15 protein-coding genes are annotated in these 21629 nt (G+C 40.1%); 4 read left to right on the forward strand and 11 right to left on the reverse strand.

Annotation, left to right across the window (positions count from 1 at the left end; translation table 11 throughout):
* Position 1 precedes the first annotated feature (1 nt).
* The 10 genes from ACXAG7_RS16670 to ACXAG7_RS16715 all read right to left on the reverse strand — a co-directional run bounded on the left by ACXAG7_RS16670 (position 2) and on the right by ACXAG7_RS16715 (position 16941).
* Complete coding sequence (locus tag ACXAG7_RS16670; RefSeq protein ID WP_476667522.1) at positions 2-1231, reverse strand: TolC family protein; 1230 nt, start codon at positions 1229-1231, stop codon at positions 2-4.
* Positions 1215-4955 (reverse strand): efflux RND transporter permease subunit, encoded by a 3741-nt coding sequence (locus tag ACXAG7_RS16675; protein ID WP_476667523.1) that lies wholly within the window; start codon positions 4953-4955, stop codon positions 1215-1217. The genes ACXAG7_RS16670 and ACXAG7_RS16675 overlap by 17 nt, the downstream gene beginning before the upstream one ends.
* Before the next feature lie 86 nt (positions 4956-5041).
* On the reverse strand, positions 5042-5464 hold the full coding sequence (locus ACXAG7_RS16680; RefSeq protein ID WP_408044689.1) for an HYC_CC_PP family protein: 423 nt from the start codon (positions 5462-5464) through the stop codon (positions 5042-5044).
* A gap of 442 nt (positions 5465-5906) precedes the next feature.
* Positions 5907-7247 (reverse strand): LytR/AlgR family response regulator transcription factor, encoded by a 1341-nt coding sequence (locus tag ACXAG7_RS16685; protein WP_476667524.1) that lies wholly within the window; start codon positions 7245-7247, stop codon positions 5907-5909.
* Positions 7248-7425: 178 nt separating this feature from the next.
* Positions 7426-7959 carry a hypothetical protein gene (locus ACXAG7_RS16690; RefSeq protein ID WP_408044691.1) on the reverse strand — a complete coding sequence of 178 codons (534 nt, stop codon included), beginning with the start codon at positions 7957-7959 and terminating at the stop codon, positions 7426-7428.
* A 19-nt stretch (positions 7960-7978) separates the two neighbouring features.
* The gene (locus ACXAG7_RS16695) at positions 7979-9442 is read right to left on the reverse strand and encodes a hypothetical protein (protein WP_476667525.1); all 1464 of its coding nucleotides are present in this window, start codon (positions 9440-9442) and stop codon (positions 7979-7981) included.
* Between the two features lie 22 nt (positions 9443-9464).
* Positions 9465-10058 (reverse strand): hypothetical protein, encoded by a 594-nt coding sequence (locus tag ACXAG7_RS16700; protein ID WP_476667526.1) that lies wholly within the window; start codon positions 10056-10058, stop codon positions 9465-9467.
* A gap of 305 nt (positions 10059-10363) precedes the next feature.
* Positions 10364-13477, reverse strand: coding sequence for an efflux RND transporter permease subunit (locus tag ACXAG7_RS16705; protein ID WP_476667527.1), 3114 nt, complete (start codon positions 13475-13477; stop codon positions 10364-10366).
* Between the two features lie 9 nt (positions 13478-13486).
* The gene (locus ACXAG7_RS16710; RefSeq protein ID WP_408044695.1) at positions 13487-14575 is read right to left on the reverse strand and encodes an efflux RND transporter periplasmic adaptor subunit; all 1089 of its coding nucleotides are present in this window, start codon (positions 14573-14575) and stop codon (positions 13487-13489) included.
* Positions 14576-14601: 26 nt separating this feature from the next.
* Positions 14602-16941, reverse strand: coding sequence for a TolC family protein (locus ACXAG7_RS16715; protein WP_476667528.1), 2340 nt, complete (start codon positions 16939-16941; stop codon positions 14602-14604).
* A 278-nt stretch (positions 16942-17219) separates the two neighbouring features.
* On the opposite strand from ACXAG7_RS16715, the gene ACXAG7_RS16720 reads away from it, so the two are divergent.
* The 4 genes from ACXAG7_RS16720 to ACXAG7_RS16735 all read left to right on the forward strand — a co-directional run bounded on the left by ACXAG7_RS16720 (position 17220) and on the right by ACXAG7_RS16735 (position 20626).
* The gene (locus ACXAG7_RS16720; protein WP_476667529.1) at positions 17220-18353 is read left to right on the forward strand and encodes a helix-turn-helix domain-containing protein; all 1134 of its coding nucleotides are present in this window, start codon (positions 17220-17222) and stop codon (positions 18351-18353) included.
* A gap of 3 nt (positions 18354-18356) precedes the next feature.
* The gene (locus tag ACXAG7_RS16725) at positions 18357-19223 is read left to right on the forward strand and encodes a helix-turn-helix transcriptional regulator (protein ID WP_476667530.1); all 867 of its coding nucleotides are present in this window, start codon (positions 18357-18359) and stop codon (positions 19221-19223) included.
* Positions 19224-19293: 70 nt separating this feature from the next.
* Positions 19294-19704: a DUF4345 family protein gene (locus ACXAG7_RS16730; RefSeq protein ID WP_408044699.1), complete on the forward strand. Its 411-nt coding sequence runs from the start codon at positions 19294-19296 to the stop codon at positions 19702-19704.
* Positions 19691-20626, forward strand: a complete 936-nt coding sequence (locus tag ACXAG7_RS16735; RefSeq protein ID WP_408044700.1) for an SDR family NAD(P)-dependent oxidoreductase — start codon at positions 19691-19693, stop codon at positions 20624-20626. The genes ACXAG7_RS16730 and ACXAG7_RS16735 overlap by 14 nt, the downstream gene beginning before the upstream one ends.
* A 44-nt stretch (positions 20627-20670) precedes the next feature.
* Here ACXAG7_RS16735 and ACXAG7_RS16740 read toward each other — a convergent pair whose 3' ends face one another.
* Positions 20671-21600 (reverse strand): carboxypeptidase-like regulatory domain-containing protein, encoded by a 930-nt coding sequence (locus ACXAG7_RS16740; protein ID WP_476667531.1) that lies wholly within the window; start codon positions 21598-21600, stop codon positions 20671-20673.
* Positions 21601-21629: the final 29 nt, after the last annotated feature.

Here is a 21629-nt window from a genome sequence, read left to right on the forward strand (position 1 = left end):
TTTATTGTATTAAATAATTAATCAAGGCACATTGTTCGTAAAAACGACGGGTTGCCTGAATTTTTACCAATTGAAACTTGAGTTCCAACTCTTGTATTTCCAACAACTTGTCAAAATCCAAGGTTCCTGTCTCAAAGGATTTTATCAAGATTTTGGTAGCATTCGCAGTCTGACGAATATTTTTATTTTGAGTTTCGTATTGAATACGCGCAGCATTTCTATCAGATTTCGCTCGATATAAACTGCTTTCGAGTTCTTTAAACCGCTGTTGCTTCCCCAAGGAAAGCGCTTCCTTTTCCAATACAAATTGCTTGGTTTTGGAACGGTATTTTTTTGTAAAAATCGGTATGGACATAGAGAGCATGGGCATCAAAATATCCTTTCCGTTATCACCAAAATTCATCTGTGGGCGTTCCGCAACACTGATATAATCAATTCCGAATCCGAATAAGGGTTTTCGTTGTTTTTGATTGAGTTTTTCGGCATCTGAAATTGAATGGTACAATTTATCGTACTTCACCAATTCGGGGTGTACTTCCAATTTATCAACTGCTTTTAAAGCTTGTCTTTCGGGGATCAACAGTTCTGAAACCACTTCAATTTTCACGGTCACATCTCTGTTTAACAAGGCGTTCAGCTCTGCTGACAACCCTTCGTACTGTTCGCGCAACACTTGATTTTTCTCGTTGAGTTCGTTCTGTCTAATTTGCAAATTCAACACATCTACCACCGACGACTTTCCTACTTCTACAGCTGTTAACGCCCATTCTTCATAGGTTTTTAGTAAGGACAAATTACTTTGTACCACTTGTTGACTGGCCTTGTTTTGAAAAAGTTGGTAATACAAATACGACACTCCAAGTATCAATTTTCGCTTTTTAACTACGAGCTCTTGATACTTTACGTCCGCCAAAGCTGTTGCGTAGTTTTTTCGTGCTTTAACGGTTCCAAAAAACGGTAGCATTTGTTTGAGAGACACTTTAAATTGCTGGGCTCCCGTTCTCGTTTCTGGCCTGCTAGTAAACACGCCAACAGCCACTTGTGTATCGGGTAAATAATCTACTTCGTTTTCCTTTTCTAGGGCTCGCTTGTGATTTACAGCCAGCTGTTGCACCTCTAGATTGTTTGTTAGCGCAAGGTCAATCAAGCTTTTTAAATCCTGTCCATGTGCAGGAATACTGAGTATTCCCATCACCCATAAAACCATGTTCAACTTAAATACGTTCTTCATCTCTTCTTTGTTTATGGTTACTTTTTACACGGAGTTCTTCTCTCCAACAATACAATACAGGTACTATAAAATACGATGTGACATCGATGATCATTCCTCCAAAGGCTGGTATGGCCATTGGAATCATTATATCGCTCCCCCTTCCGGTCGAGGTTAAAATTGGCAATAAGGCCAAAATGGTCGTTGCCGTTGTCATTAAACAGGCTCGAATTCGCTTTTTTCCTCCGTGCAGGGCCGCCGCTCGAACGGCAGTAATAGTACTGGGTTTCTCGCGTTCAAAAGTTTGTGTTAGATAGGTTGCCATAACCACCCCGTCATCAGTAGCTATCCCGAACAGGGCAATAAAACCTACCCAAACTGCAACACTTAAATTAATGGGGTGCATTTGAAATAATTCGCGCAGGTTTTTACCGAAGAAACTAAAGTTCATAAACCACTCTTGTCCGTAAAGCCACATCATAATAAAACCTCCTGCAAAGGCCACTGCAATGCCAGTAAATACCATCATTGAAGTACTCACCGATCGAAATTGAAAATACAGAATCAAAAATATGATTATCAAGGCCAGTGGGACTACCACGGCCAAAGTTTGCTCCGCGCGTACTTGATTTTCGTAGGTCCCAGTAAACTGATAGGATATTCCTTTCGGAACCACTAGTGTCCCCTGGGCAATCGCTTCCTCTATTTTCCTTTGAGCCGCTTCTACCACAGCTACTTCTGCAAACTCATCTCGCTTGTCAAATAACACATAGCCGACTAAAAAGGTATCCTCGCTCTTAATCACCTGTGGTCCTTGCTGATATCGTATCGTAGCGAGTTCACTGAGTGGAATTTGTGTACCGTTGCGCAGCGCAATCATAATTTGACTGAGATCTTGTGGTGACGTTCGTAATTCTCTCGGATATCGCACCCGTACACCATAACGCTCTCGACCTTCCACCGTTTGTGTAATCGGCATTCCTCCTACAGCAACGGTCAACTCTTTTTGAACGGTTTTCAAGGACACTCCGTAACGAGCTAATTGTTCTCTATCAATATCAATTAGCATATAAGGTTTCCCCACAATCCTGTCTGCAAAGACCGCCTCTGTTTTTACGCCTTCTACTTTTTTAAGTAGGCTTTCTAAACGAATACCAAAAGCTTCTATGGATTTTAAATCCTGCCCTTTCACTTTAATCCCCATCGGAGCGCGCATTCCTGTTTGTAGCATAACCAAACGCGTTTCTATAGGTTGAAGCTTTGGAGCGGAGGTTACGCCAGGAAGTTTTGTTACCCGCGTAATTTCTTTCCATATATCGTCAGGTGATTGAATCATCGGCCTCCAATTACGGTAATAACTTCCGTCGGTATCCGGAATCAAATCACTCGCCGTAACTTCCCAAAATTGCATTTTCGTAGTTCGGTCAGTGGTATTCGGATTGGCGACGAGTTTTCCGCTTTTAAGAACAAATAGCCCTTCGTCATTTACTTTGTATCGAACCTGTACTCCTTCTTTATTCCGCATGTATTCTGGCTTGTATACGATGACATTCTCATACATAGACAGGGGTGCTGGATCGAGCGCTGACATCACTCTTCCGGCCTTTCCTACGACAGTGGCTACCTCTGGAATCGTGGCCACGGCCATGTCGAGCTGTTGTAGCACGCGTTTGTTTTCCGCTACTCCGGCATGCGGCATCGAAGTAGGCATCAATAAAAAAGCTCCTTCATTTAATGACGGCATAAACTCCTTACCTGTATTTTTAAAAATGGCAAACCCCGCTAGTAACACACTCGCTGGTATGGTCAAAAACAACAGTTTGTTAGCCAAAGCCCATTGTAATAACGCGCCGTAGTAGCGTTGAAAAACCGCGAATATCCCCAACAATCCCAAACAGATACAACCGACAAAAACTAGGTTCAGGAAAACCGATTGTTCAAGTCCTAAGGGACGCCAATAATAGCTAAGTAATAGCACAACGGTACCCGCACTAATAGCAATTCTCAACAAGTTTCCCTGCTTATCAGAAAGCTTTTTCTTTAGACGTAAAAAGTTAATGAGCTCGAAGGCTATTAATAATCCTCCAATATACTGGCCCATGGCGACCGCTACCAAACCGACTCCCAACAAGACCGCTTTCTTAGCCATGGCGAGTATCCTACTCGTTTTGCGTTCTTTAAAAACTACCGCCGCAAAAGGTGGTAACAAAAACAACGCTACTAAAATTGCTGCTATCAGGGCAAAGGATTTTGTAAAAGCCAAAGGTTTAAATAGCTTCCCTTCGGCTCCAACCATAGTAAATACAGGAATAAAGCTGATTACCGTTGTCAAAACAGCGGTTATGATAGCTCCAGCAACTTCAATGGTGGCCTCATACACTATTTGTTCGATAGTTTTTCCCGAATGGTTTAACTCGCGATGCCTTAAAATATTCTCCGAGAGTATAACTCCCACGTCTACCATTGTTCCGATAGCAATGGCGATACCCGATAAGGCAACTATGTTGGCGTCAATCCCAAAGGTCTTCATGGCGATGAACACCATCAATACCGAAACCGGTAGCAAGCCCGATATCAACATCGAAGCTTTTAAATTGAATACCATGACGATAATCACCAATATCGTAATCAATATTTCGAGGGTCAAGGCTTCGTTTAAGGTATGAAGCGTTTCTTTAATTAACTCCGTCCTATCATAAAAAGGCACTATGGTCAGTTGTGATGTGGTACCGTTTTCCAGTACTTTGGTAGGTAACCCACCAGCCAACTCGTCGATTTTTTGTTTGACCTTCGTAATTACTTCCAGAGGATTTGCTCCGTAGCGCGCCACCACAACTCCTCCTACAACTTCAGCTCCTTCCTTGTCTAACACCCCTCTCCGTGACTTGGCTCCCAAACTGACTTTAGCGATATCTTTAATTCTCAAAGCTGTATAATCGCTACTCGTCACGACGGCATTTTCTATATCTTCAATAGATTTAATATAGCCTAAACCACGCACTAAATATTCTACTTGATTAATTTCAACCGTTTGAGCACCGATATCTTCGTTACTTTCTTTAACGGCCTGTACTACTTTGGCCAGCGGAATATTGTACTGACGTAGTAGGTCGGGATTTACATCGATTTGATATTCCTGAACATAACCTCCAATCGAAGCGACCTCTGAGACGCCATTGGCTGCTGCTAGCCCGTATTTAACATAGTAATCCTGAATGCTTCTCAACTCGTGAAGGTCCCAACCTCCAGTGGTATTTCCCAATGAATCTCTTCCTTCTAAGGTATACCAAAATATTTGCCCTAACCCGGTAGCATCGGGGCCTAAGCTCGGATTCACTCCTGTTGGAAGTAGGTTTGCTGGCAGTGAATTCAACTTTTCTAAAATTCGCGAACGACTCCAATAGAAATCTACTTTTTCATCAAAAATAATATAGATACTCGAAAAGCCGAACATCGATGAACTGCGAATGGTTTTCACCCCAGAAATCCCCAACAAAGAAGTTGTTAAAGGATAGGTAATTTGATCTTCAATATCCTGCGGAGATCTCCCTTCCCAAGCGGTAAAGACAATTTGCTGATTTTCTCCAATATCTGGAATGGCATCAACGGCCACTGGATTTCTGGGTACCCAGCCGGTATCCCATTGAAACGGAGCATTGGTTATTCCCCATCCCAAAAACAGCAGTAATAAGAGTACTGCTACTAACTTATTATGTATTAAGAAATGTATGCATTTTTTTAGCATAACGATGATTTTTACAATGAAACACTAGGCGATATATCGCCCTAACTATTGAAAATCGCTGTGCGATTTCCTATGTCATCATAAAATCATATTAAAAACACTTCATCCAGTAGTTGTAGGTCTCTGACGACCAGTGGGGATGTATAGTGTTGAAAAGGAATTACGCTATCGTGTAAATTCACGAAGCGATTGAGATAGGTAACGGCAAAAGCAGTTAAAAATACTTGTTGATCAAAGGTCAGTGAGTCTACGTTGTTTTTCAACTCTTGCTGTCCATCGACGACAAATTGTTTTTTACTACAGCAACCTTTGTCTGAAACTTTACAATCCGCAGTATTGTCAGTATTGACTTTCGCCAATTCCATACCACAAGTATCCGCTTGTTTAAACAGTGCGGTGTCAACTAAGGTAGTTCCACAAAAATGCATATCTACGGTTACGGACAAGGTAGAAAAAACCACTACCAAGGCCATGACTATTGCTGCTATTTTGTGAATTATTGCTCTCATTACTTGTCTACAAAGGTACAAAAATTAAAAAACTAAACCACACTTATGCTGTTAAGGTATGCTTAAACTCATCAAGCGTACCCTTTTAACTGTATTTTTATGAAAAGGTTTGGAGGAACGCGTTATGGCTTCCAAATAAATTTCCCTTTTCTTTGGACCTGATGTACTCAGGAATTGACAAAACTAAGATTATCAATATACGTTCCTCTCCAACCTTATATTTTTCATTGTTTTTTGACTTAACAAAAATCAACTATTAGTTAACAAAAATTCAACAACCTCCTTCTGGAAAATTGTTTCTAAGTATTGGTGAACACTCAAACGTTATCAATATTTCAACTCCTAGCCATGCAGTTTACAAACACTTTAGGCTTTAAATGTAACAATTGTTTTCCAAACTTTACTATCTTTTAATCAATATCTTACACAAAACACAGAATCCTTAAAATTCATCCTTATACATTCTGGAAATCGGAATGTAAATTTCACCATCCAACTTTACCTCCTTGTGACTGCGCTGTTCGATATAGTTTTTGTTTACGATGTACGACCGATGACAACGAACAAAATTTGGTGGTAATTCAAGTAAAATATCTTTTAGTTTACCACGTTCAAACTCTCGCTTGGATGCCGTATAAAACCACAAATAATGATCTTCAACTTTGATATACCTCAAATCTTCCAGGTGAATAAACGCTTTATTTTTAAGTACAATTCGGTCACGATCCACCAAACTTCTGATCGTTTTTATTTCCTCTTTAACACGCTCATTTTCGGATTCCAATACTTGTTTTCTCTGGTGGGTTCGTTTCCATTTTCGATAGACAATGATCATCCCTATGGCTAAGATAGCAGCTCCCGCAAGTAACAGATACTGCTGAGAGGTCAATTGTTTGTTTACCTCTCCCACCTGCTTCAATTGCTGCTCGTAATCATAGATGAAAATATTTTCGGTTACTCGCAAATTTCCCAATGTTGTATTCACTTGGTTTCTTTTTTTTAGATATACATGTGCACTATCGTGCTGTCTTAGGGCTCCATAACAATCAGATAGATTTTGATATACCACCTCTTTCACATAGCCACTACGATCAAAATGCGCATTTTGAATCCCGCGCATGAACTGCTTAATAGCTCCCTGATAATCACCTTCCAATTTGAGGGCAATGCCTTCGTTTACCTGAGCTCTGAGTAGTTTTACTTCCGAATAGAACCATCCTATCGCTGCCAATTCTCGCTGAGCTTTAATAAAATACTCGGCGCCCATAGCCGGTTCTTTAGCTATTAAATCGCAATAAATTCCTCGCATTTGATAGCCTGCAGCCCTGCTGTATTTAGATACTTCAAGGCGCTCCAAACTATCAAAAGTTTCTCGGTAATAATTCAAATCAGGCTGAAAGACCTCAGCGGAGGTCGTTTTTAAGTAATCACTATTCAACCGAAAAGATAATTTGTAATAACTGGTCCAAAAATAATCTTCCTCGCCTTGTTGCTGTCCTTGGTATCGGGCTAAGTATTGTTTGTACAAGCTCAACTTTTTGGGCTTGCGCAACAGCAATCCTAACAACCTTTGAAGAGCTGCATTTTCCGTTGCTACTTCTCTATGATATTCTCCTATTTCCAGTGCTATTCTGTAGTACCTGTAGGCCAAAGAATCGTTAAAAAAGTACTGGTTTTGTATATCTCCATACAGCAAATAATGAAGTGCAGCAGCGCTTTTTACAGGCTCCTTTCTGTTGAGTGACAATTTGAAAACACCTGATTGATAAGTACCCGTTTTCATTAGTTGCTCATAGACCTCTAGATACTGCCTGGTTACCGAATCCAGTTCGTTGCTTTTCGAAAGAGTAGCAAGAATGCCATAATTTCTGGCCAGAACACTGTTCGCTAATGCACGATTGGAAGAAGGAGCTGAACAACAGACCAACAGTCCAAAGCAGCTCCCAAAAACTATCAGGAATCTAACTTCCTTTAACCGTTTTACCCTGGCACAAATGTCCACCAATATTAAACGGCTCAAAATTTTTGTTTCCTTCTCCATCATAGATTAATTTAAACACGTGAAAATCGACTAATTCTCCAACGTTTTTAATAGGAACCACCTCGTTATGCAACAGCGGCACTGGTACACTTTCGGTACCCATGGCCTCTTCTACAATGACTCTAAAATTGAGGTAGCCTTGTCTGTAATAAGGCTCTCCGGGTTTCATCGTTGCAACTTGATACAGTTTGAACTTCGGGTTATTTTCATTCGAATTCACTAATTGAAAACTAAATGTACTGACCTCTGTAGAAGTTCCTTGTGGCTTCCCTTCAGCAAATTTGATCAAAATGATAAAACTGTCCTCTCCATCAAATTGAACATGTCCTACTTGATAATCGGCTTTGTTACTGACTACTAAGTTAGAAAAAATAGTTCGGTTAACTTCTCTCATATCACGAGGATACGTCGTTTCGCTGGCAACTGTTTTCAATTCCTTGTTTTGCTCATTCATAATTTAAAATATTTGGTTATTATTCTACTTTCTCTTCAAAATCGAATCCGCTAAATGCGTATTTCAGCACGAGTCCAAAAGACACCCCGTTTCTCAACGGATCATCGGTATTCATGCGCAGTACATCATTCAATTGCACATAGGCTCCGCCCAATACTTTATCCGCTTTGCTATTAAACAAATTCAATCCTATTCCGACATTGGTTTGACTGGAAAGCTGGCTATTTCCTTTGAACACCGCGTGGCGTAAATACGGGTTAAGTATGAGATAACTGTAGTTTTTCGGATCCTTATTTAAACGCTTAAGATACATATAATCAGCGTTAATAGCATATTTCATAAAAGTTTCATAACTCCCTTGATAGGCCTTTACTGCTTGAGAGTTACCATTAGTATCTATAAAAGAAATTTCTTGCTCGTTTAACGCGTTAAAATTGTTACTGCGTTCAGCTCTTAGTCCGACTCCAATAAAGTGGTTGTAATTAATTTGTAGGTTGTACAGCAGTTCAACAACCATCGATGTAAAACGAATGTGTTGGATACGCTCTTCAATTGTTTGTCCTTGAGCATTGACGTCTAGGTCAAAATCTCGTTGATTTACTCCCAGTTTTATTAACCATTTTTCCGAACTTACATAAGTATGACTCTTGCGCTTTAGCGCTAAGAGCGCTTTTTCAACGTTCCCAATATCCTGAATAAATTGTTCACATTTTGTGCGCTGCAGTACAAGGTCCTCTGGCAGCGATACTCCTTCTATCTCTTCTAATTTCTCCAGACTGGTCACAAAATTATCCCACCCTTTTGAACGAGTAAAAATTTCTCTTTGTGCTAGTAGACTTTCTAGTTGCTCGGCGACCAAAAAAAACTGTGCTTGCGCTTCATCTACTCCAGTAACAGTGTTTAGTTTTCCCTTTAGCGCTGTTTCCAAAACTGATGTTTCTGTGGTGCTTGCATTTATTTTTAATAGTTTTTTTCGGGCACTCTTTTTTACATACGTGTTTACAAAGTCATTCCATAAACTGTTTTTTACAGACGCTATACTTCCCTTGAGTTTTCTAAAATACATGTACAGATTCTTCCAGTTTTGTGTATTGCGATTATCCAAGATAGCTTTTTCAGATTCGCGAGAAGACACTCCGAGCGGGTCTGCTCGCAATCGATGGGTTTTGAATCCAAAAACTACTTCTGCATTGGCACCGGCATTTAAGTTTCCTTTTGAGATCAATTCACCAATCCCTTCGTTTGCATTGGCAGCGATACTTGCTCCGTAAAAATAGGCGTTCCACACCTCCTTTTTAGGGTCTCGTTTCCACTGTGTTTCATCAAAATAATCTAAGTGTAACTGACTTTCCACTAGATTAAAACTCACATTCGCTCCTTTGGTATAGATGGTACTATATCCTGATTTATCTACTCCTAAATTTTGAGCTATTCCCACTGTGACAGCGCTTAAAAATAGGAGACATCCAATACTATTTTTCATAATTTCCGTTTTTAGATTACTGCTATTGATCGTCTGTATGAATAAGCTTTAGATTTTCTTGAACAAAAGGTACGTCTGTAACCTGTAATACATTCTCCGTCACCTGAATTCCAACACTGTAACTAGTACTATCATTTTGAAGTTGATAGCTTTCACCTTCTGCTGTTTTCAAATTGCTAATGCGTAACTCGTAGTTCACGATGCCATTAACCACCACGCTCACAGGTAAGAAAAAGCCCCCTAACCTAGGACTTAAAATCACATCTTCGGCATGTCCGGATAGTTCATTTGCGCTAAAATCTCCTATTGAAAAGCTAACCAGATCAAAGGCTCCTACCGGAACTATTTCGTAGTCCAAACTCGCTTTTCTGACTAGCGAAGCCACCCCAGCAGAGTGCTCATTATAATAAAACTCAGGCGAGGCTTCCAGTACCTTTTTTATCGACTGAATACCTGCCCGCAATCCAGCAGCTTGGAGCATTGGTCTGATACGCTCTAAAATAAACTCGGGAGAATACAGTTCTCTTTCTCTGGTATCGGTTGCAGTTACGTAGTTAAGTACGTGCTGATGTACCAATTTTTGATAGTTGGTAAATTTCTTTTTTGTCGTTGTCATTACATTTAGATTTTAGGTTAATTTTATGTGTTCATTCGCGCCAAAACACTTTTTACAGCTACTACATTTGAGTATCGTCAATTTTTGACCCGAACAACAAACACCCTCAAAACTACCTACAATACAAGCACTTAACCAATTTTTTGTCGTGACTCACGAAAAAAACGACGTGAACAACCAATTAAAAAATACTACACGGAGTTTCTTTTGGATTTACACCTAAAAATCGGTGATTGAACCTTTAATTTACTCCATAAAAAAAACCGAGCACGTGCTCGGTTTTCATCAAACATAAATAATTAACATTAAGCTTCCTCAAGAAGCGCATTGTTAAACTTGTAATCAGCAAATTTCACCTTAAATAAAACGCTGTATAAGGCTGGAATAAACAGCAGCGTTATCACAGTTCCAAACAGCAGTCCGATCATGATACTTACCGCCATACCTTCCCACATTTCACCTCCCGATACATACAGCGGTATCAATCCGAGTACCGTAGTAAAGGTGGCGAGTAAAATGGGTCGGAATCGCTGCAAACAGGCCATGATAATGGCATCTTGTGAGGTTCTGCCTAAGCTCAGTTCTATTTCCATTCTATCAATCAATACAATTGCGTTGTTAATCACAATTCCGGCGAGCGAAATCACCCCTAAAAAAGGCATAAATCCGAATGGTTCCTGGAACAGCAGTAAACCTATGACCACTCCAATAATTCCTAATGGAATCGTCAGTACAACCATTCCCATTTTTCTAAAAGAATTGAACTGGATAATTAGTAATAACACAATTATAAAGCCCGATAAAGGAAGGTAACTAATAACAGACCCCATACTTTCAGCCGTTTGCTTAGCGTCACCACCGAGCTCAAAGGCATACCCACGAGGCCAGTTTTTTTGTTGAGCTTCCAACCAAGGAGTTACTTCGGCCATGATAGCGCTCGCATTTCCTCCTTCTCTAATTTTTGAAGACACATTGATTGTTTTCTTCAAATTAAGACGTCTAATTTTTGAATATTGCCACTGAGGAACGATGGTCGCGACCTGTAATAGCGGTACGCTTTTCCCGGAATTTTGTGCGAAGATATTCAGTGTTTCCAACGAAGCTAAACTCTGCTGTTGGCTATCGCCACTGCGCATTAAAATAGGTATTGACTTGTCATTTTCACGGTATTCTCCCGTTTGAAAACCATCTAAAACAGTTGTCAACGAGGTCGCTATATCTTGACTAGACACTCCGGCTGTTTGCGCTCTATTCTGATCTATTTTAATCAGGAACTTTTTGCTTTTCGGCCCCCAGTCATCTTTGATATTCTTAGTGGTAGGAAAACTCGCTAGCTTGGCTTTTACAGCTGCGGCTATTTTGGCGAGCTCATCAGGCTGACTTCCTGAAACTTTGATTTCAATAGGAGTACCTCCTCCACCTGAACCCAGAGCACTGACCTTCACATCGGCATTCGGAAAATTCTCAAAAGTAAAATGATCTAGTTTTGCTATGACCATTTTATTCTCGTTAAACGAAGAGGTATTTACCAAGATGTGGGCATAACTAGAGTTGGCCTCATCCTGACTGTAACCTAAGTCGTATGACGCGGGACCTTGCCCTACGTACGAAGACCAATCCACAATTCCTAGTGTTCGTTCCGAGTTTGTTTTTAAAGAATCGAGCATGTATTGCTCAATTTTAGCAGTTATTTCTTTGGTGCGCTCAATTTTGGTTCCTAACGGTAGATTGATATCTACGGTAACCATATTTCTATCACTATCGGGAAAAAACAAAAAAGGAATTTTTGTAAATCCGAATATCGCCATGAAAAAGGCAATAAAAATTCCGCCAATCACCAGCCATTTTCTCTTGAGTGTGATCAATATCAAATCTTTGTATTTTTCTTTGAGCAGGTTGATGGTTTTATCGATAACACTCTCTTTTTTCTCCGCTTTGGGTACCTGCTTTAAAAACAAGTAACAAAAGAGGGTTATAATGGTAAGTGCAATGATCCACGACGACATCAAGGCTATGGTAATCACGACAAAAATAGGACCTACAATATCTCCCATAGTCGTCGGAGACATATAAAAAGCCAAAAAGGCTGCAGAGGTTGTCAAGGTAGATATGAGCAAGGGCATCCAGAGTTCCGAAAAGGTATCCACAGCCGCTGTTTTTCTATCGATTCCTTGTTCTAACTTTACCATAATAGTTTCTGCGACAACAATCGCATTATCGACCAGCATTCCGAGGGCCATGATAAGCGCTGCTAAGGTCACCTGATTGAGTCCCATATCAATTACCCCCATAATCAACAGGGTCATAATCGTAACAATGGGTATCAAGCTCGCAATGACAAATCCGGTTCTGAATCCGAGAAACACCAACATCACCACCAATACAATACCGATAGACTGCATTAGGTTACTGATAAAGTTTTGGACTTTATTATCGATATACGTGTCCATTGAGGATACTCGTGTTAACTCCAAACCTACGGGAAGCTTTGCTTTCCAAGTCTGAACTACCCGATCAACTTCGGTTCCCAAAGCAATGACATTGGCTCCTTTTTTTAAGTTTATGTGCAAAGACATGGCAGTTTTCCCATCAATTTTCACAATTTGAGTAGGTGGATCGACATAGCCTTTTTTGATTTGCGTAATATCTCCCAATTTCACTAATTGCGATCCATTACCAACAGGCACCAACATTTCTTTAATATCCTCAATGGAATTGAAATTCCCTGAAGGTTCAAGTATAATGCGTTCGTCTCCTACATTTACCTGTCCTCCTGAACTCAGAATATTCGTACTCGCAATTATTTGCTGTAATTTAGAGGCCGACAGTCCGTATTCTTTTAAACGCGTATTGTCAAATTCGACGAAGACGCGTTCTTCCTGAATTCCTCCTATTTCCACTTTGGCAGCATCAGACAGGGCAATGAGGTCATCGCGAATATCGTCTGTATACTCTTTCATTTCCGCATAGGTAAACCCATCAGAGGTCAGTCCGACTACAATTCCAAACACATCGCCAATACCGTCGTCCTGTAAATCGGGGCGTACCCCTTGTGGCAATCCTTCGATAGCTGAAATTTTTCGTCTCAAACGATCCCATACTGCCTGTAATTTTTCTGTAGGAGTTTCGTCTTTTAAAGTAACAGCCACTACTGACAGTCCAGTTCTGGATGTACTGGTGACCTCCTTTAGCTCTGGGAGCTCTTGTGCTAATTTTTCTATTTTATCAGACACCAACAACTCAACGCGTTCTGGGCTCGCTCCGGGAAAAAACGAAACCACAGAAGCCACACGTACTGTATACGGAGGCATACTATCTCTGGACAGTCCTGTATACATTACCATTCCCATAATAACTATGGTCAACAATACCATAAAGGTAATTCGATTCTTCTCGATCGAAAACTTTGCTAAATTCATCCTTGTCGCTTAGTTTAGTTTCACTTCCTGTCCATCTAAAAGCGTTTGCAAGCCTGCAGTCGCAATTTTTTCTCCTTGTGTCAATCCCTCCAAAATAATAAAGCCATCAGGGGTCAGCTCTCCAATTCGAACGAGCTGTTTCTTTACCCTTGTAGTGTCTCCCTCTTGTAAGATGACAAACACAAAGTTTCCATTACTGTCTTCACCAACGGCATTTGCCGGTACTACCAGCTGTTTTTTAGTAGTCGACTGGCTGTCCAAATGAAAATTCACATTTGCCGCCATTCCGCTCTTTACAGCAGCAGAAGGATTGGTCAGTACCACTCTAACCGGATACGTAGCAGTATTGGCGTCTACAGCAGGGGCTACTTCCGTAACCTTTCCTTTAAACACCGTATTCGGGATTGCTGCAAATGCTACTTCTACCGCCATCTCTTCGCGAACGCCATTAATAACACTTTCGGGTAATCCCAGAGATATCTCCATGGCTGTTCCCGCATTTAAGGTTGCAATAGTTTGCCCCGCGCTGACATTTTCTTCGGATTCGGCTACCACTGAGGCTATGATTCCTGTTTCCGGTGCTACTAAATATCCGTAACGAATTTGTTCTTGCTGGAGTGCTACACTTTGTTTGGCTGTCGCATAGGAATTTTTTGCAGACGTAAACTGATTTTTTGCAGCTTCGTAATTACTCAGGGCGATACTTCCCTTTTCAAAGAGTCTGCGCGACCTGTCTAAACTCAATTTAGCCGTATTCATCGCTGACTCAGCGCTGTTCAAATTCGCTAAGGCACTCTGATAATTTAAACGAGCTTGCACATTGTCTAATACTGCTAATTCTTGTCCTTTTTTAACCTTTTGCCCAATTTTGATGGCAAACTTCGTTATGATTCCTCCGCTTCGAAAGCTGAGTTTTATGATCTTATCAGTTCTCGATGTTCCACTAAAAGAACGTTGTTTATCCCCGCCATATACTTGTACCTCCTGATACTTTACGGGGCGAATTAATTTGATAACGGCTTTCTCTTCGGAACCACAGGCAACGATGAGCGCTAGGGTCATGACTAAGCTTAGAATTGTTGAGATACTGTATTTCATTGTTAACTGTATTTTCGTGTATTGAATTATTTTTTTAGTAGGTATTCTTTAAATCTCTGCGTAAAGTTTTGATTTTCTTCTGGGCTGTGGAGCAAAAAGAAATAACCGATATTGCGTTCCAATTGCAGGGCATTTATGAGGAAATTGTAGACGGCATTGGCCTTTGCTAATTGTGCATTGATGTAATTATTTTGGGCATCGATGAGCTGAATAACAGTAACTGCCCCTTCTTTATAAGAAGCTTGCGTGAGTTCTAGTGCCTCCTGAGCCGTTTGTTCTGATACTTTTGACAGTTCAATATTAGACACTTGATTTACTAAATTGAGCACTCCATTACGAACATTTGCTGCTATATTTAATTCACTATTGGCCCTGTTTAACTCAATTTGTTCCTTCTGGATTTTCGCTGTTTGCAAGTTGATCGTATTCTGATTTCTATTAAAAATAGGTATCGACACATTTAGCGCTACATTGTAATTTGAATTTAATACGCTAAAACCGGGTAAGGGAGTCGTTCCTTTTCCGTGTCGACTAAAGGTATGATTGTATTGACCTTGCAAGGCAACGGTAGGTAAAAACCTATCGGATCCACTCAATCGCATATTGCGCTCAGTAGCTTGTAAATTAAACTGTAAGGATTTTAATTCGGGCGCATTTTTTTTCGCTTCTTCAATCAAAAAGGCAATAAAAGGCTCACGGGTAGTAGGACTGTCGAGCAGTTCGGTAAGCTGTTGGTAGTTATAATCTTTATACAGGCCTTTGTCCAGTTCAGCGTCTTCAACATCAATAGCTCGCTCAATCGGATTGTTTAGCAACTGATTTAAACTCACAAATCCTTGTTCCAATTGATTGATTGCCTCAATCATGGCTTGCGTGTTTTGAGCTAGCTCACTGCGAAAACGAAGTACATCTGATTTCCCAGCTTCACCGGCTTCAAAGTTTTCTGTTGCTATTTGCAAATTTCGTTTGGTCAGATCCAAGTTACGCATGCGAACTTGCGCATTTGCTTTCAAAATCAGTGCATTGAAATAGGCATTAGAGGCATTAAAAACAGTATTCAATACTTCCGTTTTGTAATTTTCAGTTTGTGCTTTTTTCAGGGCCTCTTGAACTGTAATATTCGCTCCTGCCGAAGCTGAAAAAACGGTTTGCTGTAAGGTTATATTTCCAGCCGTTGAAAACTCTGGACTCTGGCCATTGCTAATGGCTGCCAATCGCGGATCTACATAAGTACCGGTAGCGGCGGCACTGACACTAGGAAGGAAATTGCTTTTAGCTGTTTGTACTTGTTGCTCACTGAGAGCGACATCTTTCTCGGTTGCCTTCAGTCCTAGATTTGCAGTCAGCACCTGATCCATTACCGATTGTAGAGTATAGGTTTGTTCAGCATTTGGGTCGTACTCCTCTCCAACAAAATCAGTATCGTTTATCAGGCTGTACTTGATGGGGACTCCCACTGCTTTTGCAGTCGTATAATTGACCGTAAGACGTGAGTTATAGTCGATGTACACAGGTAATTCAGCTAAGGGTTTCCCTGCTATAAACTGCTCAATTGTTATGGCTACTCGCCTAAAAAACTGATCCAAATTATCTTCTGACTGATTGCTCGCCATGATTCCTGCGCGCACGTACTCCAAGTCATTTATGGTAAACGACGGAATCTTTTTATCGATAAACAACGTTGCTAAAGATTTTACTTCCTCTCGTTTCAGAAAAAAACCTCCTGCTAAATACACGGCATCGACATCCGACAATTGATCTTCTATATCTTGGAGTCTGCTGTAACTAATAAGCGTATAAGCTGCGTCTAATTTTTCCAACTCCGAGGCAAAAAGTTGCGTTATGGGTAAAAGGTCGACGATCTTTTTCTCCATAATAATTCCCACCTTTTTAAAATTGGTCAACTCCTTGAACTTTTTCAAATCACTGAGAAAAGACTGAGAATCTACCAAGTAGGTGAAATTCTCGATTCCTGAAGTTCTCTTACTAATATCTATTTTGTGCAGATCTTGATTTAACGCTCCGAACAATACCGTCGGTTTCGGATAGCTGGTTCGTTGGGATAATACCAACCCATTTACAATACCGAATGCCAAAACGATATCCGTTTCATTCGCCAATAATGTCTTGTACTGCGCTTTTGCGAGTTCAGTGTCATAATCATTAATGAGCAAGGACTTCTCAGGAAATCTCACGAGTGCATCCTCTCCTACTACAGTTTGTATTTGCACTTGTAATTCTTTTAACAGTGGTGCCAACTCCGTAGCTTGCTGGTCGAGTAAAATCCCGACATTGACTATTCTCTTTTGCTGTGCAACGAGAAATACCGTGCTCAACAAGCTCAGTATTAAAACAAATTTCTTCATTATTTAGGTTTTGATAGATAGGACTTAGCTGTAGGGGGAAGAATCACGAATAACGCAACTAAGTGACTGATAATAAATATACTAATTTTAAATTTGAGATGCAAAACTAGGAATCATTCCTTGTATAATTGTCGTATTTTATAATATTAGACACTTTTACACTCCTTAACAAAACCCTTAAAAACAACCAGTTAACACACTACTGTATTCAATTTTATAAAAATGGACATTTTTAGTTGAAGAATCTTATTTTTGTAGGAACATCTAAGCCCGGATCTATGAAATTCACCCAACTCTTTCCTACCATTTGTACCTTGTTAGGATTGTTCTTGAGCTTTTTTATACTATCAACTCGAAACAACTTTACGCGAAAAAAGGTAGTTAAAAAGAGTTTGTTGCTCATCGTTGTTATTTATACCCTCTTATCCATTACGACTTTTTTGGAAATCAATCGAATCAACACTCCGTTGTTTGTCGACTTTATTTTCTTTATCATCTTTCACTTTGTCGGTATCAGCTTTTTGTACTTTAGTTCTACACTGATTAACCGCAACGTCAATTTCAAGCCTTACCTCCTATTATTGGGAATTACCGCACTTTGTAAGGTGGTATTCTTTTCTTATGCCGTTCGTATTTTAGGAGACTCCGAATCGTATTATGAGCTATTAGAAAATGTCGATTCACCGATTATACAATACGGTATTTACGACTATATGATGTCGTGTTTGATCAATATCTTTTTTATCTATCGCGCTTTTGTTTTGTTCACAACGCAACCTTTATTGATAGAACTCGACACTAAAAAAGACATCTACCTTCGCTGGGTCCGCTGGATGCTGCTCATCAACATAGGTATTATCGTTGCCATGTTTGTGCAAGTACTGCTGCTGTTATTTAAAATGGTAAGCTTTAAACTCGTATTTACTACGGAACCCATTTTGTACACGCTTTACTTTTTTGTTTTTATCTACTCACTGATGTATTTCCCTGTATTCGCCTTTACGGGTGATTATAACGATTTGCCAGAAAACGAACGCAAAAAATACCAACGTTCCAGTCTAAATAACTCACTGGCACTGTTTGAAAAAATAAATGATTTGGTACTCGCAGAAAAACTCTACTTATCATCGGAGCTTAAAATCAATAATTTGGCCAGCCGTTTGGATACTTCTGTACCACATATTTCTCAAGCCATTAACGAAAACAAACAGGTGAGTTTTTCTGACTACATCAATGGATTTCGCATAGAAGAGGCTAAAAAGAAACTACTTGAAGAGAAGCCAGATACCATTTTTGCCATATCTTTAGATGTCGGCTTCAATAGCAAGGCTACTTTTTATCACGCTTTCAAAAAGTTGACACAACAAACACCGACGCAATACAGAAAAACTCAGCTTTCAAGTAACTCCTAAACCATGGCCATTACAGAATTCAAAGAGCAGGTACTCCGTTATAAAGACCGGATAGTTTTTATAAAGCTATCCATGCCCTATTTTAGTAGAACCCTAAAAGAGTACGCTGAAAATGAAGCCTGTTTTATGTTCGTAAATCAAGGAGAAGTAGCGGTACGTGGTCAGGAAGATTACCTGAAGTTAAACCCCAAAATGGGAATGTTAGCCAAGTGTCTCAACTATTTTTTCGAACCTACAACACAGGCTGCCGATTGCAACAATCCTGTTGAATCTATCGGTATTTTCCTATACCCCTCTTTGGTTGAAGAAATCTTTGAATTCGACCTCTCCACATCGAACCATCAAAGCACCTATAACCTGAAGCAAATCCCAATAAATCAGCTATTAGAAAACTACAAAGCGAGTATTGGCATATTGCTCGACCATCCAGAATTGGCAGATGCTCAAATTATAAAGACTAAAATTAAAGAATTCGTTTTACTAATAAGTAAATTAGAACAAGCTCCGTCCCAACTCGATTTTTTGGCAGGACTTTTTAAACCTAAACACAGCTCCTTTGCTTCTACAATACAACACAATCTGTACGTGAACTTAAGCCTGGAAGAATTGGCTGCACTTTGCCATCTGAGTCTGTCGTCTTTTAAAAGAAAATTTCAAGAGGTGTTTGATGAAAGTCCTAAAAAGTACCTAAATAGAAAAAAAATTGAACGCGCAGCCCAGCTACTGCAATCGGAGGAATACAGAATATCCGATATTGCCTTTGATGTTGGTTTTGACTCTATTACTACATTCAATCGTAACTTCCAATCCATTTACGCAATTTCACCCTCTGCTTACCGATTGAACCAAAATGATCAGCCTTTGACCTAAACTGTAAATCCTTAGACCCCAAATTTCAGGAATTTTGCTCCAGTAAGTAATAAACTAAACGAGTACAATTATGAAATTTACCACCATTCACAAAACCTACCTCTCGATAACGGGACTCCTGTTACTCGGTATCGGAGGATCCACCCTGTTATTTCCTGAAATGATCAAAGCGGCTTCAGGTATCGATTTAGGAAACAACATCAATTTACTAAACGAAACAAGAGCTTCGGCTGCCTTACTTTTAGTTGCTGCCTTGCTTACGTTAAGCGGCGTAGTAAACCGATATTTAACACAAACCGCCACGATTATTGCCCCCTTGAGTTTTTTAGCCATCGGTTTGGGTCGACTCCTCAGTATACTTCTCGATGGTATGCCTGTTGATAGTCTTGTCAAAGCTACTGCCTTAGAATTTATACTAGGAATCCTCGGAATCGTACTACTAAGTATTCACCTTAAAAAACAATCTCATGACCACTCTTAAAACCTTCCTTATCACCGGAGCGAACTCCGGAATCGGCAAAGACACCGCCAGGCAACTAGCCTTGTTACCCAACACCAAAAAAATTTACTTGGCGTGTCGAAACGCACAAAAAGCTCGTCAAGCACAACGCGACTTAGAAAAGCAAACAAAAAGTCACAAATTTGAAATTATTTCAGTCGACACGACACAACCGGCTACCGTAAAAAAAGCGGTACATGAATTACCGGAAGCCATAGATGCCGTTGTTTTAAATGCCGGAGGTATCGGGGGGAAAACTCCTGAAAAACTTACCCCCGAAGGTGTGACGACCATTACTGCCAGCAATTTACTGGGGCATGTAATTCTCGTGGACTCCTTAATTCGGGCTGGTAAGCTCAAGAAAACAGTACTATTTGCGAGCTCAGAAGCTGCAAGAGGGATACAACAAACAGGGATGAAACGTCCTGAACTAAGTTCTGGATCTGCCGAAGAATTCACTCGTATTTACGACGGTCGATTTTTTGAAAACAAATTTGACGCGATGCAAGTATACGGCTATATTAAACTTGCCGGAACGCTGTGGATGTCTGCAATGGCTCGTAAACATCCAGAATTTACATTTCTCTCCATAAGTCCGGGAGGAACACGAGGTACAGAAGGAATGAACGACCTTCCTCCCATTCAACGATTCGTTTTTAAATATATAGGAATGCCATTAATTATGCCGCTATTAGGGCTGTCTCACAGTTTAGAAAAAGGTGCACAACGCTTTGTGAACGCACTGAACAATCCCGATCTGAGAAGTGGAAAATTCTATGCCAGTAAAAAAAACGTACTCACCGGAGCTCTGGTAGATCAGGGAGCGCTTTTTCCTGAATTGGAAGATCAGGATTTACAAAACCATGCTTATCAAGCCATTCAAAACTTTGCCCAAGCATCTTAGTTTCTTCCCCTCCCTAAAAACACCGCGTTGTTTGGGGAGGGGAGCTACTTCCGATCGTAGACCACCACGATACTCGCTGCCAATTTGTATCCCTTATCTTCAAAATGTGTTAAGGAAGCAATGCTTTTCCAAGTATTTTCTAAAAAGGGATATTTTACATACGACTTCGTACTCAACCGGCGTTTGTTTTTACGTGTAAACCTTAACCCAGGTAAAATCTGTCTTCCTCGATCTTGGTATCGTACAGTCCCAGCATCATCTATGGCCCCCAACATTTCCACTCCTATAAAAACGCCTTCGGCTCCAAACTGCGGGAATGGCTCCTGCAACTGAATTTTTAACAAATTAGCTGATTTTTCATTGCAAATTACCATCGGAGGCTGTTGCAACAACGATTTCCCTGGAATACCATCGTTATTTTCATATACCTGTACTCGAAATGCAGTTCGAAATTTCCTTTTTTTCTCTCGCTTGGCTCCTAGCTGCTTTGTATTAATTGGAATCTGAATTTCCTTTATCGTTGCCTTTGCCAACGCTTTATGATACTTAAGCAATACGGCAAATTCCATTTGGGGCTGCATATACCACGTTAAAATTTTGGACTTATTGGCATAACCCAACACCGTTGTTTTTGGATGCAAGCGTTTCGTATTTATGACAACCTCATCGAGTTCTACGGGTAGTTGATACAGTCCTACTACAGTGTCTTTGAGTTGATCTATGCGTATTTTCTTAGCTTCATAACCGAGGTGTTTAATACATAAAGTATCTGATTTCCGGAACTCCAGTAATTCAAATCGACCCGATTGATTTGTATAGCTTCCTTCATTGCTTCTGCAGTTCTTTACAGCTACAAAAGGAATGGGTTTTTGGGTTTCTACATCGATTACATAAATACCTTTCGACTGCTGTTGTGCTTGAGCCATTAAAGTACTTGCCAAAAGTATCCAAAGAAACCAATAATTCTCATTCATAGTTTTTGTATTTTTCTCAAAACTAAAAA

It is taken from the genome of Tenacibaculum sp. AWR4_210 (assembly GCF_056160945.1).